This window comes from Rhabdaerophilum calidifontis, from assembly GCF_008641065.1.
Lineage (GTDB): Bacteria > Pseudomonadota > Alphaproteobacteria > Rhizobiales > Beijerinckiaceae > Rhabdaerophilum > Rhabdaerophilum calidifontis.
In genome coordinates this window covers 189860-212571 of record NZ_VTRS01000005.1, presented here as the reverse complement: position 1 = coordinate 212571, position 22712 = coordinate 189860, and the positions used below count along the sequence as shown (strand labels likewise).

Sequence of the window (22712 nt, the reverse complement as noted above, 5' to 3'; positions counted from 1 at the left end):
CCGAACGGAACGGCCGCGCCGGGCTATTTCTCGCGCTGGATCTCGAAGAACTTGCGCAGGAAACCCGGCGCGATGGCGCTCACCGGGTTGATCCGCAGCACCGGCGCGCTGGCCTTGCCGGTGATGACGAAGGGCACCGCAAACAGGCCCTCATATTGCCCGCCGCCGAGAATGCGGCCGATGATCGGCACCTGCGCGAAGAGATTGTTGAGCGCATAGGCCGGCACGAAGGCGCCCTTGAGGCTCACCGTGTCGCGCGCGTAATCGATCGTGCCCTCGATCGAACCGCCGATCGAGGCGCCCCACATCACCGCCTCGGGCACGTCGAGCCTGCCGGGCCGGCGCGTGAACTCGGCGCGCAGCTTCTCGAACCGCACGACATCGCCCGTCGAACCGGCGACGAACTGACGATCGGGCTGGGCCGCCGCCACCGAACCCGAGGCCTGCTTGAGGCCGGGTTCGCCGCGTACGTCGAAATCCCGCACCTGAACGAGGCCGGTCTGCCGGTCGGCCGCGATCGTGAGATCGGCATTCATCCGCCCGCCATAGGCCCGCGTGTAAAGATCGAGGAAGCGGAACAGCGAGCCGGCATCCCCGCCTTCGACGCCGAGACGGGTCGCATCCGCGCGCTGCTCAAGCGTGGTGACCGCGATCGGCGCCGCCCCGAACCGTCCCTGCAGGTTGAGCTGCGCAAGCCGGCCCTGCCGCTTCTGCGCCCTGGCGCTCACCCCGCTCATCAACTCGCCGTTGAACCCGACCAGCACCGTCGTCTCGAGATCGAGATCGAGGTCGGCGCCGTCCTGGCTCTTGCCATCCTGGGCCTTGCCCGCCTGCCCCCTGGCCTCCTCGATCCGGCCGGCCTGGAGGCTCTTGAGAAAGGGGCGCAGGTCGAAGGAATTGCCGCGAACGACGATCTTCGTCAGCGTCTTCACGCGCTCCGCCGTGACGCGGACATTGTCACCGGGAGAGAGCTTCAGGGCGGCGAATTCGGCGCGGTGGAACCCGCCGCGCTGGAATTCGAGCCGCCCCCTGGCCGAGACCCCGCCCATCTCGAAATCGAGATGGTCGAGGATCGTCAGATCCTGCCGGGTCTGTAGCACGAACTTCACCCGCCCCGGCTGCCCTGCCCGCTTCGAAAGCCCCGGCAACCCGCCCTCGACGCGCGCCCGCGCGAGATCCAGCTCGATCTCGACATCCCGCGCCGGCCGGCCATCGAGATCGAGCGACACCGTCGCCGCGACCGGGCCGGACAGGATCGGCTTCACCTCGATGCCGCGGCGCGCGAGCTGGGCCTCGTCGAGCACCGATTTCAGCACCGCGCGCGGTGCTTTGCCGGCCTCGCCGCGGATCTCGATCTGCTGCGTCGTGCCGAAGAGCTTCGCCTCGCCGCGCAGCTGGATCTGGCCGTTGCGGCTCACGAGCTGGAACTGGCCGTCCTCGATCCGTTCGTCCTTGACGACATTGTCGATCGCCACCTGCCGGAGATCGGCCCGGAACTCGACCCGGACATCCTTCGAAGCGGCTTGCGCCGTCAGCGGCAGCCGGATCGCAGCCCTGCCCTCGAACTGCCCCGAACGGATCTCGATATCGCTCGGAACACCCGTGACGCTGCGCAGCGAGGGCGCGGAGAGATAGGTCATGAACGCGCCGAGATGCCCCCGGAGCGGCAGGTTCATCTCCAGGAGCGCCGGGCGCTGTGCGGTATCGGCAACGACGAGTTCGCTGCGCTGGATCTCCACGCTGGCGCCGGGGCGCGGCTCGATCCGCCCGGCCAGCAGCGAGATCGCCGCCCGGCGCCCGGTCGAGAGCCCCTCGGCGACGAGCCCCCGGACCGGCAGGGCATCGTCGAGCGGCTTCAGCGTCACGTCCTCGAGCCGGTAGGTGAGGCGCAGGGAATCGTTGGGAATGGGCCGCTTCTCCTGCGCCGCCCGCAAGCTCTCGCCGGCAAGCCGCGACTGGACGGAGAGCGCCGCGACGCGCCCGCCCTCGACACGATCGACGAGCCAGGTCCGCACCGCCGGCGCGATCCAGATCGGCCAGACCCGCAATGCCGGGCGCAGATCGAAGCCCTGGGCCTCGAAGCGCAGATCGACGAGCCCGCCATCCGCCATCGAGAACCGGCCGGACAGCAGCCCGCTTCCCGTGCCGTCCCCGAAGGCCAGCCGGTCGAGATCGAAGGTCCGCCCGTCCGGGGCGATCCGGCCCTCGAGCCGGGCCTCCGGCAGCGTGACAAGGGGCTCCTGACGGGACAAACGCCCGAGAACCAGCCGCTCGGCGACGAGATCGAGCTTCAGCCCCTCCGCCCCGTCTCCGCCCGGCCCGAGCCGGCCACGCGTGACGATCTCGGTCTCGCCGAACCGGATCGCGGCGCGGTCGATCACCATATCCGCCTCGTCCGGCGCGAGGCGCAGATCGATCCGCGCCTCGTCGAGATCGAAGGGCAGCATGTCGGGATCCGGCGGCACGATCCGCCCTCCCGCCGCCACCAGCGTCAACATCGTGTCGAGCGGGCGGTTGGCCTCGTCGACCCGCGCCGTCACCCGCGCCACGAGGCGCAGGGCGGGGTCGATCCCCGCCGGTACGGCGCTGAGGAACTGGAACAGGGTTGCGGCGGTCAGCCCGCCGCTCTCCAGCTCGATGACGCGGCCGCCCTCGGCGGAGGGCGCCGCGCGCGCGGCCAGCGTGACCGCCGCCGCCTCGCCCTGCCGGCCGAGGCTTGCGACGAGATGGGCGTCGTCCTTGCGGGTAAAACTGGCCGTCAGCCCGCTGCGGACAAGCACCATCGAGCCATCCTCCGCGCGGCGCAGGATCGTGATGTCGCGCCCCTCGATCGTCGTCAGCGCGGCGAAGGCCGGGTCCTGCCCCGCGATCGCGCCGTGAATCCCCGCCAGAACCGCGCGCAGCAGGGCCATCGCTGCGCGCGCCCCCGGCGGCTCGGCGGTGCCGGCCCTGCCGGGCAGCACCAGCCGCAACCCCTCGAACCGGATCGATTTCGCTTCCGGCGCGAGCCGCAACACCGAGGCTCGCGTCAGCCGGACATCGGCCCTGTCGAGCTCCGCGGCGGCGCCGGTCTCGGGATTGTGGATCGAAAGCCCGCCGATCGAGAAGGTCGGCGTGATGCCGGCAAGCTTGAGGCCGGCCGAATCGAGCGCGAACCGGTTCTCCGGTCCGAGCCCGGCGCTGAGCAGCGCAACGAACTGGTTGCGCAGGAAGGCCGAGTTCCGCTCGTTCTGGATGGTCCAGATCAGGAAGGCGCCCGAAGCGAGGAGCGCGAGCAGAAGGGCCGCGGCGCCGAGCGCGCAGCGACCGGCGAGCCCGATCCGCCGCCGTCCGGGCAGCGGACCCAGTTCCATGTCTGCGTCGGCGCCCTCATGCGCACGGGATTCGGTGTTGCGCTGCAAGTCCTCACTCCGGCCGGCGAGTCGCCTCGCCCGTTCCTTCCTTATCAGCCGGAACCGCGCCGCAAACCTGTCACCGGCCCGCCGGGGGCGGCGTTCCCGGCTCATGCACATCAAAGACGTCAAAATCATGGATCGCGAAAGCGCGGATCCCGATCACCGCCCCCTCGCCGCACCGGCCGCGCCGCACCATCTAGGCGCCGGCGGCGGATCAGCCCGCGCGAACCAGGAGACCCGATCGATGTCTGCGACCCCGAGCCTCGCCCAGGGCGACAAGGCCCCCGATTTCTCGCTGCCCGGCGATGGCGGCCGAACCCTCTCGCTGGCGGATTTCGCCGGCAAGGCGCTGGTGCTCTATTTCTACCCGAAGGACGACACCTCCGGCTGCACGCAGGAAGCAATCGAGTTCAACGCCTTGCGCGCGGATTTCGCCGAAGCCGGCGCGGCCATCCTCGGCGTCTCGCCGGACAGCGTCAGGAGCCACGACAAGTTCAAGGCCAAGCACGGGCTCGATCTCGCATTTGCCGCCGACGAGGAAAAAACCATGCTCCAGGCCTATGGCGTCTGGGTCGAGAAGAGCATGTATGGCCGCAAATACATGGGCGTCGAACGCACGACCCTGCTGATCGACCCCGCCGGCCGCATCGCGCGGATCTGGTCGAAGGTCAAGGTTCCCGGCCACGCGGCGGAGGTGCTGGCGGCGGTGAAGGCGCTCTGAAGACGCCGCGCGCGGGCGCCGGAAGCGCGCCCCGCGCAAGCTGCAAGCGGAATTTGCCGGTTAGCCCGGCATTAACCCTAACGATCCATGATCGGGGGAAGCTGATTTCCGCTTCCGGATTCGTGCGTCCCATGATTATTCGACCGCTTCCGCAGGACCCGCTCGCCCATTCCGGAACACGCTTCGCCCTCCTCGTCCGGACAGGCGGCGTCACGCGCGCGGTGGAACTCGGCCGGGGCCTTTCGCTGGCGATCCTGGCGCTGAGCGCGGCGCTCGCGCTCTGGTTCGCGCTGGCCTGCACCTATCTCCTTGCGCGCGACGAGATCGTCGCCGCGATCCTGGCAGGCGAGAACCGCAGCGTGCAGGCCTATGAGGACCGGATCGCCGATCTCCGCGCCCGTATCGACCGGATCTCGGCCAGGCAGGTGATGAACCAGGATTCGATCGAGGATCGCGTCGCCGGGCTGGTCGCGCGGCAAGCCGAGCTGGAGGCGCGGCAGGTGATCGTCGCCGAACTCGACGCGCGCGCCGACAAAGCGGGCCTGCCGCCGGCAACCGCCGCAGCGCCGGCGCCCGTCGCCACGCCGGGCTCGGTCCTTTCCTTCGCGCCGATGCCGCAGCGCAAGCCCCAGCCGCTCGAACCGGTCGCGCCGCTTCGGGCCGAGAACCCCGCCTCCCCGATCCGCGGTCCGCTTGAAGGCGTGGTGGGCGAACTCGAGCGCCGCTCCGGGCGCATGGAGCAATCGCAGCTCCATCGCCTGAAGGCGATCGGTGAGAATGCCGCCGCCGAGGCCGAACAGGGCCGAAAACTGGTCGCGGCACTCGGGCTCGATCCGGCGCGCTTCGGCCGCGCGAGCGCCGCGCCGACGATCCGCCGCCCGGCATCGTTCGACGACCTGATACTGCGTGATGTCAAACCCGAAGCCGCTGGGCTCGGCGGTCCCCTGCTGCCGCCGCCGCATGGCGCGGGGATGGCTGGCCGGTTCGAACTGACGCTCGCAGAGGCCGAAACCGCGCTCGACGCGCTGATCCGCAGCCGCAGCATGGTGCGGGCCTTGCCGGTCGCCGCGCCGCTCGCGGGGCGGCACGATCTCGCCTCCGGCTTCGGCACGAGGCTTGACCCCTTCACCCGGACCCCGGCGCTCCATTCCGGCCTCGATTTCCGCGCCCCGACCGGCACGCCGGTCCGCGCCACCGCCAGGGGCACGGTCATCGAGGCGGGCTATAATGGCGGCTACGGCCGCATGGTCGAGATCGACCACGGCTTCGGCATCTCGACGCGTTATGCCCATCTCTCGACGATCGCCGTCAGCGAGGGCGAGACGGTGGAGAAGGGCGCGGTTCTCGGCCAGGTCGGCTCGACCGGCCGCTCGACCGGCCCGCACCTGCATTACGAGGTCCGCATCGACGACGACGCGATGGACCCGATGCGGTTCCTGCGCGCCGAGCGGCTCCTCGCCGGCCATACGCCCTGACCGCAACCCTTCTGGCCCCCAGGGCCGCAAGCGCGAATGCGCGCCGGGCGGCCAGCCCGGATCACGCGCCTAAGGGCATCAATTCAATCGATATCCTCGACGATTGTGTCCCCGCCATGGATGCGATGGGCGAGTGCCGCCTCGATGAAGGGGTTGAGATCGCCGTCCAGCACCTCGGAGGGCGTGCCCGAGGTCACGCCCGTGCGCAGATCCTTCACGAGCTGATAAGGCTGGAGCACGTAGGAGCGGATCTGGTGCCCCCAACCGATATCGGTCTTGTTGGCCTGCTCGGCGGCGGCGGCTTCCTCGCGCTTTTTCAGTTCGAGTTCGTAGAGCCGCGCACGCAGCATCTTCCAGGCGAGTTCGCGGTTCTGGTGCTGCGAGCGCGAGGTCTGGCTCATCACCATGATCCCGGTCGGGATATGCACGAGGCGCACCGCGCTCTCGACCTTGTTGACGTTCTGCCCGCCGGCGCCCTGCGCGCGCATCAGATCGATGCGGACATCGCTCTCTTTCAAGTCGACCTGGATCGCGTCATCAACCACGGGATAGACGGTGACGCTCGCGAAGGAGGTGTGCCGGCGCGCATTCGAATCGTAGGGGCTGATGCGCACCAGCCGGTGCACGCCCGCCTCGGTCTTGGCCCAGCCATAGGCGTTGCGGCCCTTGACGAGGAGCGTGGCGGATTTGATCCCTGCCTCCTCCCCGTCCGACATTTCCATGACCTCGACCTTGAACCCCGAGCGTTCGGCCCAGCGGATATACATCCGCATCAGCATCGAGGCCCAATCCTGGCTCTCGGTGCCGCCGGCGCCGGAATGCACCTCGATATAGGTATCGTTGGAATCCGCCTCGCCCGAGAGCAGCGCCTCGATCTGCCGCTTCTGCGCCTCGGCCTCGAGTGCGCGGATCTGCGCCTCGCCCTCGGCGATCGTCGCCTCGTCATCCTCGGCCTCGCCGAGCTCGATCAGGGTAATCGCGTCCTCGAGATCGCGTTCGAGCTTCTGGAGGGCGTTGAGCTTGTATTCGAGGTCGGTCCGCTCGCGCATCACCTTCTGCGCCTGGGCCGAATCGTTCCAGAAGTCCGGAGCCTCGACGAGCGCATTCAGCTCCGCGAGGCGCTTCTGCGCCTTGTCCCAGTCAAAGATGCCTCCTCAGCAGCCCGACAGACTGCTTGATGGCATCGACCATCGTCTCGATTTCCGCGCGCATTCCCGCTTTCCGCAAATGGGCCACGCCGCCCCGGGCGCAGCGAAGCGCCCGCATAGCCGAGCCGGCAGGCCGCTGTAAACCCGCACCGGCCTAGTAGAGCCCGCCCGTCGTCGCGCCGATCACGCCGCCCGCGCCGCCGCCAGCGGTGATGCTGCCGCCGAAATAGCTCTCCGGCGGCGCCGTGTTGGGCTTGAACGGCTCCAGGATCGCCTGCGGATCACCGGCACTGGTGCGCTGCCCGCTCGCATAATTGACGCGGATGAACTTGATGCCCGGCGGCACGCGGAACTGGAGGTTCGGCTTGCCGGCCAGCGCCTCTTTCATGAAGTCGCGGAAGATCGGCGCGGCATATTGCCCGGCAGTCGCGGAAGTGCCGAGCGAGCGCGGCTTGTCGTAGCCGAGATAGACGCCGACGGCGAGATCGGGCGAGAAGCCGACGAACCAGACATCCTTGGCATCGTTGGTCGTGCCGGTCTTGCCGGCGATGGTGCGGCCGAGCGGCTTGATCACGGTCGCGGTGCCGCGCTGGACCACCCCCTCCATGATCGAGGTGATCTGGTAGGCGGACATCGGGTCGATCACGCGCTCGCGCTTGTCGATGATCTTCGGCTCGTCCTGGCTGCGCCAGCCCTCGGCGTTGCAATCGCGGCAGATCCGCTCATCATGCCGGTAGATCGTCTCGCCCCAGCGATCCTGGATGCGATCGATCAGGGTCGGGCGGATGCGGCGGCCGCCATTGGCGAACATCGAATAGGCGGCCGTCATCCGCAGCACGGTGGTCTCGCCGGCGCCGAGCGACATGGCGAGCACCGGCAGCATGTCGTCGTAGACGCCGAATCGCTTGGCATATTCCGCGACCAGCGGCATGCCGAGATCGCGCGCGAGGCGCACGGTCATCAGGTTCTTGGAACGCTCGATTCCGTAACGCAGCGTATGCGGGCCGGTCGACTTGCCGTCGTAATTCTCCGGCCGCCATACGCCCTGCCCGGCGCCCTGATCGACCTCGATCGGCTCGTCGAGAATGATCGAAGACGGGGTATAGCCGTTGTCGAGCGCCGTCGCGTAGACGAAGGGCTTGAATGCGGAACCCGGCTGGCGCAGCGCCTGCGTCGCGCGGTTGAACTCGCTCTTGTCGAAGGAGAACCCGCCGACCATCGCCTTGACGCGGCCGGTATGCGGGTCCATCGCCACGATCGCGCCGGAGATTTCCGGCACCTGGCGCAGACGGAACTGCCCCGGCTGGCCGGCGATGGGCTCGACATAGACGACATCGCCCGGCACCAGCGCCTGCCGCAGCGGTCGACGCGGGAAGACCTTGGCGCTCTCGGCGGTAATGACGCCGGTCTCGCGCTTGCGGTCGAGCTGGCCACCGCCGAGCCGCTGCGGCTGGAGCCCGATCCGCGCCTGCTGGTCGGTGACATCGAGCACCACCGCAAGGCGCCAGGGATCGACATCGGTCAGCGTCGCCACCTCGGCGAGCGCCACGCCCCAATCGCCGGTATAGGGGATCTTTTCCTGCGCGCCGCGCCAGCCGCGCGCCTCGTCGAAACGGACGAGGCCGTCGGACAGCGCCTTGCGCGCGAGGATCTGGAGCTTGGGATCGAGCGTCGAGCGCACGGAGAGCCCGCCCTCGTAGAGCTTCTTCGAGCCGTAGCGCTCGGCAAGCTCGCGCCGGACCTCCTCGGCGAAGAAGCCGGCGGCATAGGAATTCGGCGACAATTGCCGGAAGGTGACATTGAGCGGCTCGGCGCGGGCGGCGATGCCGTCCTCGCGGGTAATGTAGCCGTTCTCGACCATGCGGTCGATTACGTAGTTGCGGCGGCCGAGCGCGGCATCGCGCTGGTTGATCGGGTGATAGTTCGACGGCGCTTTCGGCAGCGCGGCGAGATAGGCGGCCTCGGCCACCGTCAGCTCGTGCACCGATTTGCCGTAATAGTTCAGCGCCGCCGCGGCGATGCCGTAATTGCCGAAGCCGAGATAGATCTGGTTGAGATAGAGTTCCAGGATCTTGTCCTTCGAGAAGGTCGATTCGAGCCGGAAGGCGACGAGCGCCTCGCGGATCTTGCGCTCGTAGCTCTGCTCGGGCGAGAGGAAGAACACCTTCGCCACCTGCTGGGTGATGGTCGAGGCGCCCTGCTGGCGCGCGCCCGACCCTTTTCGGAAATTCGAGACGAGCGCGCGGGCGATGCCCTCGGGATCGACACCGCCATGCTTGTAGAAATTCTTGTCCTCGGCGGAAAGGAAGGCTGCGATCACCAGCTTCGGCACCGCCTGGATCGGCAGGTAGAGCCGGCGCTCACGCGCATATTCCGCCAGCAATGTGCCATCGGCGGCATGGATGCGGGTCGTGACCGGCGGCTCGTATTTCTCGAGCTGGGCGTGGTCGGGCAGATCCTGCGAATAATGCCAGATCATGTAGCCGGCCACGGCGGCGCCGATCAGCCCGACCAGCGTTGCCGTGCCGAACAGGAACGCGAGGAACCGCGCGATGATCCGCATGCCGTTATCCCATTTCCAGGTGGCGGCCGGAATGCCCTGCGCGCCCGTGATCCGCCGTGGATTCCGCGCCGTCTCGCCGCCCGTTCCCGCTTTCAAGGCCACGGCCGGAAACGGGAGGGCACGGAACCGACCGGGGTTCCGATACCAGAACGCGCGCGGCCCGACAAACCCGCTTGTCTGGACTTTGTCGAGAAGCGTGGCCGAAAAACGGCAATGTTGCCATTCTGCACGTTATTCCTGAACGCGCGCGGAAATCGCGTCGCGCCGCTCGGTCAGGAAGGTCGTGAAGGCGCGCGCCAGCGTCCGGGCCAGCGCGGCCCGCGCTCTGTCGTCATGGAGCGCCGCGAGATCCTCGGCATTGGACAGATAGCCGAGTTCGATCAGGATCGAGGGCATGTCCGGCGCGCGCAGCACCCGGAAGCCGGCGCTGCGCAGCGGCACCTTGTGCAGCGCCGCGCCGTGTCGGATCGCCCTGATCGCCGCGCGCGCGGCGAGCTGATTGAAGATCCGCGTCTCCCGCCGCGCCAGATCGGCGAGGATGTCGCCGATCCCGTCGCGCGCCTCGGTATCCGGATCAAGTCCGGCCATCAGGTCGGCGCGGTTCTCCTTCTCGGCAGCGCGCGCGGCGGCGGCGTCGGAAGCCTTCTCCGACAGCGTATAGACCGAGGCGCCGCGCACGTCGCTTTCCCCGGCCAGCGAATCGGCGTGCAGCGAGACGAACAGTGCTGCCCCGCGCGAACGCGCGAACCGCACCCGCTCGCCGAGCGCGATGAAGCGGTCGTCCTCCCGCGTCATCTGCACCTCGAGGCGCCCCTCGGCCTCGATCGCCTGCCGGAGCGCCCGCCCGAAGGCGAGCACGATGTCCTTCTCCAGTTCGCCCTTCGCCCCCGAGGCGCCGGGGTCGATGCCGCCATGGCCGGGATCGATGACGATGAGCGGTTTCGCTCCCGGCGGGCGGGCGATGGCCGCCGTCTCCTCTCCCTGCGCGGCGAGGCGGCTGGCGCGATCCATCCGCGCCTGTTCGGCGAAGCGCTGCGGCGTCACCGCCCGGATCTCGACGATGAGCCGCGCGGTGCCCGCCTGCCGGACGAAATCGACCCGTTCCGCCAGCGCCGGCCGCGCGAGATCGACGACAATACGCGACTGGCCCAGCATGAACAGCCCGGCCCGATAGCCCGCCACCGGCCCCTGCCCGGCCCGGCCGAGCGGCGGGACGCCGGGCGCGATCACCACGCCGTCGAGATCGATGACGAGCCGGTCCGGCGCGGCGAGGGCCGAGACGCGGACATTGACCTCACGCGGCAGATCGACGACGAGCCCCGCCGCCTCGCCGCCGGCATCGACGAGATGAAGCCCGCGCGCAACCGCCGGCGGCTCGCCCCGCGCAGGGCCGTTGGCCCCGTTGCCCTCCGCCCCCCGCAGGGCCGGCGCGATCGCGAGCACCGCAAGCGCCGCGAGCCCGGCGGAAATCGCGCGGAACCGTGCCCCGGCCTTGCTGCGCGCGCCTGCCATCGTGGTGCTTGCCAAAAGCCCCCCTCCCGCTTAAACGGGTCCTACGGTGCATTCCGAGCCGGGGCAAGTTTTCGTTGATCCGTCCTAACGCCTCGTGAAAGGGCGCCGGATCCTCCTCCCCGTCCGTGGAATGCGGGAAACCGGCTTCGAGCCTTTGCCGCCCGGCAATTTCGCCCGTCGCCCGGTGCCCCGTGGCGCGCGAGCCTCGCGCGTCTGTTCGAACGAGGATGGCGTCGATGCCAGCTTGGATGATGTCGGACCAAACCCGCCGCGCTGCCGCTTCCGCGGTCGCGGCGCGGGGCGTTCCGCGCGTCGCTTCGAACGCACCCCTTGCCCCGGAGCAGCGGCGGTCCGCCGTCCTGCCCCGATCCCGACCTTGCCGCCCGCCATTCCCGGAACGGGCCGGCGCCCCGCGCGTCCTGGAGACGCGCCGCGCCGGCAGGCGGGCTTCCGACCTTTCAAGAGTTTCCCATGACAACAAAAATGCTCATCGATGCCGCGCACCCGGAAGAGACCCGGGTCGTGGTGACACGCGGCAACCGCGTTGAGGAATTCGATTTCGAGAGCGCCAACCGGCGCCCGCTGCGCGGCAATATCTACCTCGCCAAGGTGACGCGGGTCGAACCCTCGCTTCAGGCCGCCTTCGTCGATTTCGGCGGCAACCGCCACGGCTTCCTCGCCTTCTCCGAAATCCATCCCGATTATTACCAGATCCCGACGGCCGACCGGCAGGCGCTGCTCGCCGAGGAAGCCGCCGCCGCCGCCGACGAGGAGCGCGACGACGACGAGCGCAGCCGCGCCCGCGCCAAGCGCGGCCGGGCGCGCAAGGCCGCGAGCCCGGCCGCCGATTCGGTGAGCGAGGCCGTCGAAGGCGAGAACACCGGAGAGGCGCTGGCCACGGCGGAAGATCATGCCGGCGAGGATCATGCCGGCGAGATGCAGGCCGGCGAGAACGGCAATGGCGAGGATCAGGTCGCCGAGATCGGCGGCGGCGGCGACGCGATGGAGGAGGTGCCGACCCGCGCCGCCTCGCGCCCGCGCCGCCAATACAAGATCCAGGAGGTGATCAAGCGCCGGCAGATCCTGCTGGTGCAGGTCGTCAAGGAGGAGCGCGGCAACAAGGGCGCCGCGCTCACCACCTATCTGAGCCTCGCCGGCCGCTATTCCGTGCTGATGCCGAACACCGCGCGCGGCGGCGGCATCTCGCGCAAGATCACCAATTCGACCGACCGCAAGCGCCTGAAATCCATGGCCTCCGAGCTGGAGGTGCCGGAGGGGATGGGCGTCATCCTGCGCACGGCCGGCGCCGCGCGCACCAAGGTCGAGATCAAGCGCGACTTCGAATATCTGATGCGCCTGTGGGAAAGCGTGCGCGAGCTGACGCTGAAATCGACCGCGCCGGCCCTCGTCTACGAGGAAGGCTCGCTGATCAAGCGCGCGATCCGCGATCTCTATTCCAAGGATATCGAGGAGATCCAGGTCGCGGGTGACGAGGGCTACCGCGAGGCCAAGGATTTCATGCGCATGCTCATGCCGAGCCATGCCAAGGCCGTGCAGCCCTACAAGGAGGCGACGCCGCTCTTCTCGCGCTTCGGCGTCGAGAGCCAGCTCGACGCGATGTTCTCCAATGTCGTGACGCTGAAATCCGGCGGCTACATCGTCATCAACCAGACCGAGGCGCTGGTCTCGATCGACGTCAATTCCGGCCGCTCGACGCGCGAGCACAATATCGAGGACACCGCGCTCAAGACCAATCTCGAGGCGGCCGAGGAGGTCGCGCGCCAGCTCCGCCTACGTGACCTCGCCGGGCTGATCGTCATCGACTTCATCGACATGGAGGAGAAGCGCAACAACAAGGCGGTCGAGCGCAAGCTCAACGATTGCCTCAAGAACGACCGCGCGCGCATCCAGGTCGGGCGGATCTCGCATTTCGGCCTGCTGGAAATGAGCCGCCAGCGCATCCGCACCGGCGTGCTCGAAAGCTCGACCACCCCCTGCCCGCATTGCGCCGGCACGGGCCTCCTGCGCTCGACGCCGAGCCTTGCCCTCCATGTCCTGCGCGCCCTGGAGGATACGCTGCTCCGCAGCGCCCAGAACGACATCACCTTGCGGACCCGGCTCGAGACTGCGTTCTACATCCTGAACCAGAAGCGCGAATCCCTACGCGCGCTCGAGGCGCGCTTCGGCGTCACGATCACGGTGGTGGCCGAGGCGGCGCTGCCGCCGGGCCAGCATTTCCTGATCGAGCGCGGCGAAGCGGTCCAGCCGCGCCCGCGCGCCGACGAGGGCGAGACCGCGCCGCCGCCCCAGCGCCGCGCGGAACGGCCCGGCTCGGCCGGGGCGGTCCATCCCGAGGATGTCGAGATCGAGGACCTGCCCGAGGCGGACGAAGAAGGCGGAGCCCCCGAGGAGGGCGAGGAGCGCGCCGGAACCGAGACCGGCAATGGCGAGGAGCGCAAGCGCCGCCGCCGCCGGCGGCGGCGCGGGCGCGGCGGCGAATTGCGGGAAAATGCCGGCGACGACGCGCGCCGCGAGGCACAGGATGAGGCCGGCAACGGCGATGCCGGCCCCGGCGATGACGAGGAAAGCGAGGCTGAAGAAGGCGAGGAGCGCGCCGGGAACGAGACCGGCAATGGCGAGGAGCGCAAGCGCCGCCGCCGTCGCCGCGGCGGCCGCCGCAACCGGCGCGACCGCGAGGCACGCGCGGGCGAGACCGGCATCGCCGACACCGATGACGGCGGCCGCGACCTGGATGATGGCGAGGCCGGCGATCCTTCCTCCCCGGCCGGGGCCGCAGAGCCCGCCATGGCGCCGCCGGCACCGGAGGTGATCGCGGCACCGGCCGATGCCGAACCGGCAGCCGAGCCGACGAAGAAGCCGCGCCGCACCCGCGCCGGAACCGCAAAGGTGGTCGCAGGCGCCGAACCTGCCGCCGAGGCGCCGGCTGCCGAAGCTCCGGCTGCGAAACCGGCGCGGGCGCCGCGCGGGCGCAAGAAGGCCGTCGCCGAGGCCGCCGTCGAGCCGGCCGCAGCGCCGCCCCCGGATGTCGTGGCCACCGAAATCGCGACGCACGAGATTGTGGCCTCCGCGGCGGCGATCTCCGAAATCGCGGCCGCGCCGGAAGCGAAAGCGGCGCCCGAGATCAAGGCAGCGCCGGCACCGACGCCAGAGCCGGAACCCGAGATCGAGGATCCGAACCGCCCCAAGCGCTCCGGCTGGTGGAGCCGCGCCAGACAGGCCCTGGGGGGCTGAGCCCGCCCGCGCGGCGGCCGGCAGCCCGAAAACGTTGAAGGGCCCGGGAAACCGGGCCTTTTTCATGGCGGGAGCCCGATCGGGCGGAAATCCCGGCGGAAAGCGGCGGTCAGGCCCACCAGCGCGGGGCGCGCACCCGTCCCGCCTGATCTTCGATCACCCCGGCGAGGCTGAACAGCGTCTCCTCGTCGAAGGGCCGGCCGATGAGCTGGAGCCCGAGCGGCAGGCCGGACGGATCTGTTCCGCCCGGCAGCGCGAGGCCGGGCAGTCCCGCCATGTTCACCGTCACGGTGAAGATGTCGTTGAGATACATCTCGACCGGATCGGCCTCGGCCTTCTCGGCGATTCCGAACGCGGCCGAGGGCGTCGCCGGCGTGAGAATCGCATCGACACCCTCGGCATAAACCGTCTCGAAATCGCGCTTGATCAGGGTGCGGATCTTCTGCGCCCGCAGGTAATAGGCGTCGTAATAGCCGGCGGAGAGCACATAGGTGCCGATCAGGATGCGGCGCTTGACCTCGCGGCCGAAGCCGGCGGCGCGCGTCTTCTCGTACATCTCGACGATGTCTCGGCCCTTGACGCGCAGGCCGTAGCGCACGCCGTCATAGCGGGCGAGGTTCGAGGAGGCCTCCGCCGGCGCGACGATGTAATAGGCCGGCAGCGCGTATTTGGTGTGCGGCAGCGAGACATCGACGATGCGCGCACCCGCCGCCTTCAGCATCTCGGCGCCCTTGCGCCACAGCGCCTCGATCTCGGCCGGCATGCCCTCGACCCGGTATTCGCGCGGGATGCCGATCACCTTGCCGGCAACCGAACGGCCCAGGGCCGCCTCGAAATCCGGCACCGGCAGGTCCACCGAGGTCGAATCCTTCGGGTCATGCCCGGCCATCGCCGTCAGCAATGCGGCGGCGTCGCGGACGGTCTTGGCGATCGGGCCGGCCTGGTCGAGCGAGGAGGCGAAGGCAACGATGCCCCAGCGCGAGCAGCGGCCATAGGTCGGCTTGATGCCGACCGTGCCGGTAAAGGCCGCCGGCTGGCGGATCGAGCCGCCCGTGTCGGTCGCCGTGGCGCCGAGGCAGAGATTGGCCGCGACCGCCGCCGCCGAACCGCCGGAGGAGCCGCCGGGCACCAGCAGGCCCTTCCGGTCGGCCGCAAGCGCCGCCCTTGCCTTCGCCGCGTCCCAGTTCGGCGGCAGGAACGGGTTGACGACGGGGCCGAACGCGCTGGTCTCGTTCGAGGAACCCATCGCGAATTCGTCGTTGTTGAGCTTGCCAAGCATCACCGCGCCCTGCTGCCAGAGCTGACGCGTGACGGTGGATTCGTAGGGCGGCACGAAATCGCCGAGGATCCGTGAACAGGCCGTGGTGCGGGTGCCCTCGGTGGCGAAGAGATCCTTGACGCCGAGCGGGATGCCCTCCAGGCGGCCGGCCTCGCCGCGCTTGCGCCGCGCGTCGGACTCCCGCGCCATGGCCCGGGCGCGGTCGGGCGTGTCGAGCACATAGGCGTTGAGGGCGGCCGCCGCCTCCATCGCGGCGAGATGCGCCTCGGTCAGCTCGAGGGCGGTGAAATCGCCTTTGGCGAGCCCCTGGCGGGCCTCATCGAGCGTGAGCGCGGTCAGATCGGTCATGGTCCATCCGGAAAAGGCGGGCGGGAAATTCTGGCGGCGGGCGGCAGCGCCGTCCCTATTCGACGACCTTCGGAACAAGGAAGAACGAATCCTCGCGTTCCGGCGCGTTGGCGGTCACCTTTGCCGGCTGCTCGCCGTCCGTCACCGCATCCGCGCGCATCCTGAGCGCCATCGGCATGACCGAGGTCATCGGCTCGACGCCGTCGACATCGACCTCGCCCAGCTGCTCGACGAAGCCGAGGATGGCGTTGATCTCGCCGCGGAAGCCTTCGAGTTCCGCCTCGGGCACCTCGATCCGGGCGAGCCGCGCGATCCGGCGGACGGTTGCGACATCAACGGACATGAGCGTTCTCCGGGAAAGGGATTCCCGGTCTTTAGCGAAGCCGCGCGGCGCTGACAAACGCCGCCTTGGCTCAGGCGATCGAAAACCGCACCGGCTCGTGCGGAACCGGTTCGAGCAGATGCGTTCCGAGCGGGCCGAGTTCGCGGCGGAATTCCTCGACCGTGCCGGTCAGCGCGCCAAAGGTGCGGAAATGGCACGGGATCACCGCCTTGGAGCGCGGGAAGAACCGCCGCACCGCCAGCGCCGCCGTCGAGGGCCCCATCGTGAAACGGTCGCCGATCGGAACGATGACGATGTCCGGCCGGTGCAATTCCTCGATCAGCCCCATTCCGGCGAAAATGTCGGTATCGCCCATGTGATAGACGATCGGCGCGCCGGGAATGTTGAGGATCACGCCATTGGCGGAACCGAGCGTCTGGAAGATGCCGTCCTCCCAAACGCCGGCGGAATGATCCGCGCGGACGAGGCGGATCGAGACCCCGTCATGCTCGACGCGGCCGCCGGAATTCATCATCTCGATCGCGAGCGGCCGGCCGGTCGCCATCGCCTCCCATTTGTGGAGGAGCCATTGCCCGAGATCCCAGTTGCAGAAGATCGTCGCGCCGGTTTCCTTCGCGATCCGGAGCGAATCGCCGATATGGTCGGAATGGCCGTGGGTGATGACGATATCGGTCGCGCCGCGGATCGCGGCCGCGAACTTGGCGTCCGCGTCGCCGGCCCCCTCGCCCTCGAAGACCGGGTTGCCGGTCAGGAACGGATCGACGAGCACACGGCGCCCCTTGTGCTCCAGCGCGAAGGCCGAATGGCCGAACCAGGTGATCTGCATGGTATCCTCTCCGCGTGCCCCAGCCGATGCCCCTCGTTTAGGCCGGGCGGGCGATGAGGGAAAGGAATTTGTGCAATGCGGCAATCGCTGAACCGCCCGCCGCGCCGGGCCGCGCCATGAGCGACGCGGCGGGCGAGGAAACCGGCCCGGCGGCACGCGCCGCGCCGCTGACCGATGCCGGCGCCTTTGCCGCCCGCCTCGCGCCCGGCGCGCGACTCCTCGGCCTCGATCTCGGGGAGAAGACGATCGGCCTCGCGCTTTCGGATGTCGGCCGGATGATCGCCACCGCGATGACGACGCAGCGGCGCGGCCGGTTCCGGGACGATGCCGCCATGCTCTTCGCCCTGGTCGAAGCCCAGCACGCCGGCGGGCTGGTCATCGGGCTGCCGCTCAACATGGATGGCACGAGCGGCCCGCGGGCGCAGGCGACCCGCGCCTTCGCCCGCAATCTCCTCGCCCTGCGCGACATTCCCATCCTGCTCTGGGACGAGCGACTTTCGACTGTCGCCGCCGAACGGGTGCTGATCGACGCCGATCTCTCGCGGCGCAAGCGCGCGGCGAGCATCGATTCCGCCGCCGCCGCCTTCATCCTGCAGGGCGCGCTCGATCGGCTGCGCGCGTTTCAGTAATAGAGCGAACCGCCGCCGGCCGGGTCGTATTGCCGGCGCGGGCGATAACGCGGCGCGGGCTCGTAATATCGCGGCGCGGGCGCGTAATAGCCGGAGGGCCCGTCATAGCCGCCCCGATAGCCGTATCCGTCGTAATAGCTGCGCCGGCGCTGCGGCTCGAAGCTGCGCTGCTGGTAGCGCTGCGCGCCGGGGCGGCAATCCGCGTCGGTGGGGCATTGATAGAGGCGGCCGGGCCCGCCGGGGAAATAGGTATTGCCATCGGCGCCGCGGACGCCGCCGCCCGGAACCGGCCGGCCGCGATCCTGATCGGTCTCCGCATGGGCGAGGCCGCCGCCGGCAAGCGCGAGGGCAAGGCCAAGGGCAAGGCCATAGACAAGGCGATGGGCATGCACGCGCTTCATCTCGTTTCTCCTCGAGGCCGTTGCTGCCCCGCGTTCCGCCGGATTGGCTTGGAGCGGACCGAATAGGATCCTGCCCTTGAACTGGCGCTGAACGATGGCGAAAGCATGCCGACAGCATACCGGGATGAAAATACGCATACCGCATCCGACGGGGTGACGGAACGGCGCCGGGCCGCTAGCTTCATCGCCCGGCCCCGTGCCATCCGCCTTTCGCGTCATCCCGTCCGTGATCATCGATTCCCTCCTTTCCGTCTTCCTGGTGATCGCCATCGGCTGGGTGCTGCGGCGGACGCTGATCCGCGAGGATGGCGCCTGGAAGGGCTTCGAGCAGCTCTCCTATTACGTGCTGGTGCCGGTGCTGGTGGCGACGACGCTCGGCGGCGCGAAGCTCGGCGCCGTGCCCTTCGAAAGGCTCGGCCTGACCCTGCTCGCGACGATCGCCGTGCTCGCGGCGCTGCTGCTCCTCGCCCGGCCGCGGCTCCTGCGCGGGCTGCGCACCGGCAATGCCGGCTTCACCTCGCTGTTTCAGGGAATCCTGCGCTGGAACGCCTTCATCGCGCTCGCCATCGCCGCCAATCTCTACGGCCGCGAGGGGGTGACGCTGGCGGCGGTGGCGATCGCGGCGCTGATCCCGGTGCTGAACGTGCTCTGCGTGCTGGTTCTGCGCCGTTACGGCGCCGGCGGGGGCACGCTCTGGCGCGGGCTCGGGACCAACCCCTATATCCTGGGGACGATCGCCGGGCTGCTCCTCAATCTGACCGGCCTGCCGCTGCCGCGGGCGCTCGATCTCGCGCTCGACATCGTCGGGCGCTGCGCGCTCGGTGCCGGGCTGATCCTCGTGGGCGCCGGGCTGCGGCTCGGCGATCTCCGGCGGCCGGACCCGGCGCTTGTCGCCGGGGTGCTGCTGCGGCTCGTCGCGGCGCCGGCCCTCGGGGCGGGTTTCGCGCTGCTGTTCGGGCTTTCCGGCAGCGCCGCCGTGATCGCCATCGTCTGCCTCGGCGTGCCGACCGCCAGCGCCTCCTATCTCCTCGCCCGGCAGATGGGCGGGGACGCGCCGCTGATGGCGGCGATCATCACCGCGCAGACGCTCGCCTCGATGCTGACCCTGCCGCTTCTCGTCGCGCTTGCGAGCTGAGCCCGGCCGGCCCCGCTCACAGCGCGCGCGAGACGCGGTTGCCGCCATGCCGGACGATCCGGCCGGCGATTTCGAGTTCCAGCAGCGCCGCCTGCACCGCCCGCGCCGGCAGGCCGGTGATCCGCGCGAGCTGATCGATCTCGACCGGCGCGACCGCGATCAGCGCGAGCAGCGCCTCCTCCGCCGGCTGGGGCTGGATGGCCGCGGGTTGCGGAAGATCCTCCGCGGGATCCGGGTCCTCGAACAGATCGTCCTCCCCGGCATCGGGCGGCCCGGTGAAGCCGTCCTGCCCGCATGCCGGCGGCTCGCGGAACAGGCGCGGCGCCCGCGCCTCCGTCCCGGCGAGCGGGGTCAGGATCGCGAGGATATCCTCGACGGCGGTGGCGATGCTCGCGCCGGCGCGCAGGAGATCGTTGCTGCCCTCGCAGCGCGGATCGAGCGGCGAGCCCGGCACCGCGAACACCTCCCGCCCCTGCTCCGCCGCGAACCGCGCCGTGATCAGCGATCCGGAGCGCCGCGCTGCCTCGACGACGATCACCGCGCGCGACAGCCCCGAAACGAGCCGGTTGCGGCGGGGAAAATCGCGGCCACGCGGGGAAAGCCCGAGCGGCATCTCCGAAAGAGCGAGCCCGCGCGCGAGGATTTCGTCATAGAGCGCGGCGTTTTCCGGCGGATAGGGCCTGTCGAGCCCCCCGGCCAGCACCGCCACCGTGCCGCCCGCGAGGCTCTCGCGATGCGCCTCGGCGTCGATCCCGCGCGCGAGGCCGGAGACGATCGTGTAGCCGGCCTCGGAAAGGCCCTGCGCCAGCCGCGCCGCCATGCGCCGGCCGGGCGCCGAGGCATTGCGCGCCCCGACGATCGCCAGGCAGGGCCGTTCGAGCAGATCCGGCCGGCCGCGCAACGCCAGAACCGGCGGCGGCGCGTCGATCTCGATGAGCGCCGTCGGGTATTCGGCTTCGCCCGAGAGAACGAACCGGACGCCGAGCCGCGCCGCGGCCTCGATCTCGCGCGCGATGGTCTCCGGATGCGGGATGCGGATCGTCCGCCCCCGCGCGCGGGCGAGGTCCGGCAGCGCCGCGAGCGCGGCGCCCGCGCCGCCGAAGCGGTTGATCAGCCCCTGGAAGCCGCGCGGGCCGATGCCCTCCGTGCGCGTGAGGCGGATCCAGTCGAAGCGCTGGCTGTCGCTCAACCGGAGGCCGCCCGGCCGGCTCATCCCTGCTCGCCGATCCGCCCCTCGGTGCCGAGGAGCAGGCGCCTGATATTCGGCCGGTGCTTCCACCACAGCAGCGCCGCCATGGCGAGCAATGCGCCGGCAAGCGGCCCCAGCGTGCCCGCCGCGAGATCGAGCGTCAGTCGCGCCGCCGGCACCAGCGCCGAGGCGGCGAGCGCGGCGAGCGAGGAATAGCGGGTCGCATAGGCGATGCCGAGCCAGCAGGCGGCGAAGAGCACGAGTCCCGGCCACCACAGCGCCAGCAGCACGCCGATGAAGGTCGCGACCCCCTTGCCGCCCTCGAACCGGAGCCAGACCGGGAAGAGATGGCCGAGAAAGGCAGCGATTCCCGCCAGCATCGCCACGCCTTCGCCCGCGAAATGCCGCGCCAGCACCACCGCCGCGGTGCCCTTGAGCGCATCGAGCAGCAGCGTCGCCGCCGCGAGATCCTTGCGGCCGGTGCGCAGCACATTGGTGGCGCCGATATTGCCCGACCCGATCGAGCGCAGGTCCCGCGTGCCCGCAAGCCGCGTCAGGACGAGGCCGAACGGCACCGAACCGAGCAGGTAGCCCAGGATGACAAGGATGAGAATATCCACGCCGCCGTCTCCCCGCCCCGTTTCAACGATACTGGTGGACGATCCGCCCCGCAACCAGCGTGGCCGTCACCCGGCCGCTCATCCGCGCCCCGTCGAAGGGCGTGTTCTTGCACAGCGAGCGCAGCCGCGCCGGATCCACCAGCCAGGGCTCCTCCGGGTCGAACACGATCAGGTCCGCCGGGGCGCCGCGCGCGAGACGGCCGGTATCGAGCCCGGCAAGCCGGGCCGGCGCCGCCGACATCGCCTCGATCAGCCGCGGCAGGCTGATGAGGCCGGCCTCGACGAGTCGCATCCCCGCCGCCAGCATGGTCTCGAGCCCGATCGCCCCCGGCGCGCATTCGGCGAAGGTCAGCCGCTTGGTCTCGACATCCTGGGGGTTGTGGTCGGAGACGATCACGTCGATCAGCCCCTCGGCCACCGCCTCGACCAGCGCGAGCCGATCCTCCTCGCCGCGCAGGGGCGGGCTCAGCTTCAGGAAGGTGCGATATTCGCCGATATCGAGCTCGTTGAGCGTCAGGTGGTTGATCGAGACGCCCGCCGTCACCGGCAGCCCCGCCTGCTTGGCGCGGCGCAGGATGTCGAGGCTCTCGCGGCAGGAGACCAGCGCCGCATGATAGCGCGCGCCAGTGAGATGGACGAGGCGCATGTCGCGCTCGAGCATGATCGCCTCCGCCGCCGCGGGAATGCCGGGCAGCCCGAGGCGGGTTGCGAATTCGCCCTCGTTCATCACCCCCTCGCCGACGAGATGGGGATCCTCGGGATGGTGGATCACCGGCATGTCGAACATGCGCGCATAGGCGAGGCAGCGGCGCATCACCTGCGCGTTGACGACCGGACGGTCGCCATCGGTGACGGCAACCGCCCCGGCCGCCTTGAGCAGGCCGATCTCGGTCATCTCCTGGCCGCGGCAGCCCTTGGTGAGCGCCGCCGCCGGCCGGATATGCACGAGGCTCGTATCGCGGGCGCGGCGGAGCACGAAATCCACCACCGCCGGATCGTCGATCACCGGCGAGGTGTTCGGCTGGGCGATCAGCGTGGTGACGCCGCCTGCTACTGCCGCCTCGGAGGCCGAGCGCAGCGTCTCGCGGAATTCCTCGCCCGGCTCGCCGATGAAGGCGCGGAGATCGACAAGCCCCGGCGCCACGATCGCGCCCGCGCAATCGAGCCGCTCGGCGCCCTCGACGCGAGCCGAGGCGAGTTCGGGCGCGATATCGCGGATCCGCCCGGCCTCGACGAGCACGCCGCCCGGCGAGACGAGCCCGGTGACCGGCTCGATCAGCCGGGCATTGGCGAGGTGGAGGGGGCGCGTTTCATTCGTCATCGTCATCCTCGCGCCGCCTCGCCATCTGCCGTCCCAACACCGTGCGCCATGTCGCGCCGAGCCCATAGGCGATCATCTGGACGAGGAACAGCCCCGGCAGCAGCGTCGCGATCAGCCCGAACACCTCCGCCGAGAAGAAGCCCGGCGCCTTGCCGGTCATCGCATCGGCGAGATAGGCGGCGCTGAGCGCCGCGAGCCCGACAAACACCCCGAAAGCGCCGCGGAAGCCGAGCACGGCCGCGAGCGCGAGCGAGATCAGCCCCAGCGGCGAGACGAAGCGGCGCAAGGCCTCCATGGTCGTGAGATAATAGGGGAACCAGCCGCCCCGCGCGCCCTGCCCGGTGGCCGGGCCGAGAATCAGCAGGTCGGCGAGCTCGACCGCGCCGGCCGCCGCGAGCGGCGCGAGCAGGAACAGCCGGCGGCGCGGATCACCCCGCTCCCCGACAAGCCAGATCCAGACCAGGGCCAGCCCCGCCGCGCCCCAGCGCAGGGCGGGCGACTGCGTGAGCCCGAGCAGGAGATCGCCAAGAAGGCCTTCAAACATGCCCATGGCGG

17 protein-coding genes are annotated in these 22712 nt (G+C 70.1%); 5 read left to right on the top strand and 12 right to left on the bottom strand.

Translation table 11 applies throughout. The features are described from left to right. Positions 1-23: 23 nt before the first annotated feature. The gene (locus FWJ24_RS10385; protein ID WP_166443661.1) at positions 24-3353 is read right to left on the bottom strand and encodes an AsmA-like C-terminal region-containing protein; all 3330 of its coding nucleotides are present in this window, start codon (positions 3351-3353) and stop codon (positions 24-26) included. Between the two features lie 286 nt (positions 3354-3639). Here FWJ24_RS10385 and FWJ24_RS10380 point away from each other — a divergent pair, with 286 nt between their 5' ends. Together FWJ24_RS10380 and FWJ24_RS10375 are read left to right on the top strand one after the other, a co-directional pair. Continuing rightward, a complete protein-coding gene (locus FWJ24_RS10380; RefSeq protein ID WP_150287754.1) occupies positions 3640-4116 on the top strand; it encodes a peroxiredoxin in 477 nt (158 codons plus the stop codon). A gap of 131 nt (positions 4117-4247) precedes the next feature. After that, complete coding sequence (locus tag FWJ24_RS10375) at positions 4248-5591, top strand: M23 family metallopeptidase (protein WP_150287753.1); 1344 nt, start codon at positions 4248-4250, stop codon at positions 5589-5591. An 83-nt stretch (positions 5592-5674) separates the two neighbouring features. Here the strand turns inward: FWJ24_RS10375 and prfB are convergent. The 3 genes from prfB to FWJ24_RS10360 form a co-directional block, all read right to left on the bottom strand. Beyond that, positions 5675-6803 (bottom strand): peptide chain release factor 2 gene (prfB, locus tag FWJ24_RS10370; RefSeq protein ID WP_150287752.1). Its coding sequence is split into 2 segments (ribosomal slippage): positions 5675-6733 and positions 6735-6803, totalling 1128 coding nucleotides; the frame shifts between segments, so codons are not numbered across the junction. 90 nt (positions 6804-6893) lie between these two features. Continuing rightward, on the bottom strand, positions 6894-9302 hold the full coding sequence (locus FWJ24_RS10365) for a penicillin-binding protein 1A (RefSeq protein ID WP_150287751.1): 2409 nt from the start codon (positions 9300-9302) through the stop codon (positions 6894-6896). 231 nt (positions 9303-9533) lie between these two features. Further along, entirely contained in the window at positions 9534-10829 is a 1296-nt protein-coding gene (locus FWJ24_RS10360; RefSeq protein ID WP_150287750.1) for an N-acetylmuramoyl-L-alanine amidase, read from the bottom strand. Between the two features lie 456 nt (positions 10830-11285). Between FWJ24_RS10360 and FWJ24_RS10355 the strand changes: the two genes are divergently transcribed. Next, positions 11286-14066, top strand: a complete 2781-nt coding sequence (locus FWJ24_RS10355; protein WP_150287749.1) for an Rne/Rng family ribonuclease — start codon at positions 11286-11288, stop codon at positions 14064-14066. A gap of 109 nt (positions 14067-14175) precedes the next feature. Here FWJ24_RS10355 and gatA read toward each other — a convergent pair whose 3' ends face one another. The 3 genes from gatA to FWJ24_RS10340 form a co-directional block, all read right to left on the bottom strand. Next, positions 14176-15693 carry an Asp-tRNA(Asn)/Glu-tRNA(Gln) amidotransferase subunit GatA gene (gene gatA, locus FWJ24_RS10350; RefSeq protein WP_150287748.1) on the bottom strand — a complete coding sequence of 506 codons (1518 nt, stop codon included), beginning with the start codon at positions 15691-15693 and terminating at the stop codon, positions 14176-14178. A 55-nt stretch (positions 15694-15748) separates the two neighbouring features. Then, the gene (gene gatC, locus FWJ24_RS10345; RefSeq protein WP_150287747.1) at positions 15749-16036 is read right to left on the bottom strand and encodes an Asp-tRNA(Asn)/Glu-tRNA(Gln) amidotransferase subunit GatC; all 288 of its coding nucleotides are present in this window, start codon (positions 16034-16036) and stop codon (positions 15749-15751) included. 70 nt (positions 16037-16106) lie between these two features. Continuing rightward, positions 16107-16862 (bottom strand): metal-dependent hydrolase, encoded by a 756-nt coding sequence (locus tag FWJ24_RS10340; RefSeq protein ID WP_150287746.1) that lies wholly within the window; start codon positions 16860-16862, stop codon positions 16107-16109. Between the two features lie 116 nt (positions 16863-16978). Here FWJ24_RS10340 and ruvX point away from each other — a divergent pair, with 116 nt between their 5' ends. After that, positions 16979-17491 (top strand): Holliday junction resolvase RuvX, encoded by a 513-nt coding sequence (ruvX, locus tag FWJ24_RS10335; RefSeq protein WP_150287745.1) that lies wholly within the window; start codon positions 16979-16981, stop codon positions 17489-17491. Here ruvX and FWJ24_RS10330 read toward each other — a convergent pair. Then, complete coding sequence (locus FWJ24_RS10330; protein WP_150287744.1) at positions 17485-17892, bottom strand: hypothetical protein; 408 nt, start codon at positions 17890-17892, stop codon at positions 17485-17487. The two genes, ruvX and FWJ24_RS10330, sit on opposite strands and share 7 nt — an antisense overlap. Positions 17893-18487: 595 nt before the next feature. On the opposite strand from FWJ24_RS10330, the gene FWJ24_RS14965 reads away from it, so the two are divergent. Beyond that, on the top strand, positions 18488-19027 hold the full coding sequence (locus FWJ24_RS14965; protein WP_425468926.1) for an AEC family transporter: 540 nt from the start codon (positions 18488-18490) through the stop codon (positions 19025-19027). A gap of 16 nt (positions 19028-19043) precedes the next feature. Here FWJ24_RS14965 and dprA read toward each other — a convergent pair whose 3' ends face one another. Genes dprA through FWJ24_RS10305 form a run of 4 tightly spaced genes read right to left on the bottom strand, consistent with a single transcriptional unit; the run spans position 19044 to position 22707 of the window. Continuing rightward, the gene (gene dprA / locus FWJ24_RS10320; RefSeq protein ID WP_150287742.1) at positions 19044-20240 is read right to left on the bottom strand and encodes a DNA-processing protein DprA; all 1197 of its coding nucleotides are present in this window, start codon (positions 20238-20240) and stop codon (positions 19044-19046) included. Further along, complete coding sequence (gene plsY / locus FWJ24_RS10315) at positions 20237-20836, bottom strand: glycerol-3-phosphate 1-O-acyltransferase PlsY (protein WP_150287741.1); 600 nt, start codon at positions 20834-20836, stop codon at positions 20237-20239. Before plsY ends, dprA begins: the two co-directional genes overlap by 4 nt. 22 nt (positions 20837-20858) lie before the next feature. Beyond that, positions 20859-22157 carry a dihydroorotase gene (locus FWJ24_RS10310; RefSeq protein ID WP_150287740.1) on the bottom strand — a complete coding sequence of 433 codons (1299 nt, stop codon included), beginning with the start codon at positions 22155-22157 and terminating at the stop codon, positions 20859-20861. After that, positions 22147-22707: a hypothetical protein gene (locus FWJ24_RS10305; protein WP_150287739.1), complete on the bottom strand. Its 561-nt coding sequence runs from the start codon at positions 22705-22707 to the stop codon at positions 22147-22149. The genes FWJ24_RS10310 and FWJ24_RS10305 overlap by 11 nt, the downstream gene beginning before the upstream one ends. Positions 22708-22712 lie beyond the last annotated feature (5 nt).

Excerpts from the sequence above, each read along its gene's own strand:
- FWJ24_RS10385 (WP_166443661.1), bottom strand. The coding sequence starts at position 3,353 with ATGGAACTGGGTCCGCTGCCCGGACGGCGGCGGATCGGGCTCGCCGGT.
- FWJ24_RS10380 (WP_150287754.1), top strand. The coding sequence starts at position 3,640 with ATGTCTGCGACCCCGAGCCTCGCCCAGGGCGACAAGGCCCCCGATTTC.
- FWJ24_RS10375 (WP_150287753.1), top strand. The coding sequence starts at position 4,248 with ATGATTATTCGACCGCTTCCGCAGGACCCGCTCGCCCATTCCGGAACA.
- FWJ24_RS10365 (WP_150287751.1), bottom strand. The coding sequence starts at position 9,302 with ATGCGGATCATCGCGCGGTTCCTCGCGTTCCTGTTCGGCACGGCAACG.
- FWJ24_RS10355 (WP_150287749.1), top strand. The coding sequence starts at position 11,286 with ATGACAACAAAAATGCTCATCGATGCCGCGCACCCGGAAGAGACCCGG.
- gatA (WP_150287748.1), bottom strand. The coding sequence starts at position 15,693 with ATGACCGATCTGACCGCGCTCACGCTCGATGAGGCCCGCCAGGGGCTC.
- gatC (WP_150287747.1), bottom strand. The coding sequence starts at position 16,036 with ATGTCCGTTGATGTCGCAACCGTCCGCCGGATCGCGCGGCTCGCCCGG.
- FWJ24_RS10340 (WP_150287746.1), bottom strand. The coding sequence starts at position 16,862 with ATGCAGATCACCTGGTTCGGCCATTCGGCCTTCGCGCTGGAGCACAAG.
- ruvX (WP_150287745.1), top strand. The coding sequence starts at position 16,979 with ATGAGCGACGCGGCGGGCGAGGAAACCGGCCCGGCGGCACGCGCCGCG.
- FWJ24_RS10330 (WP_150287744.1), bottom strand. The coding sequence starts at position 17,892 with ATGAAGCGCGTGCATGCCCATCGCCTTGTCTATGGCCTTGCCCTTGGC.
- dprA (WP_150287742.1), bottom strand. The coding sequence starts at position 20,240 with ATGAGCCGGCCGGGCGGCCTCCGGTTGAGCGACAGCCAGCGCTTCGAC.
- FWJ24_RS10310 (WP_150287740.1), bottom strand. The coding sequence starts at position 22,157 with ATGACGAATGAAACGCGCCCCCTCCACCTCGCCAATGCCCGGCTGATC.
- FWJ24_RS10305 (WP_150287739.1), bottom strand. The coding sequence starts at position 22,707 with ATGGGCATGTTTGAAGGCCTTCTTGGCGATCTCCTGCTCGGGCTCACG.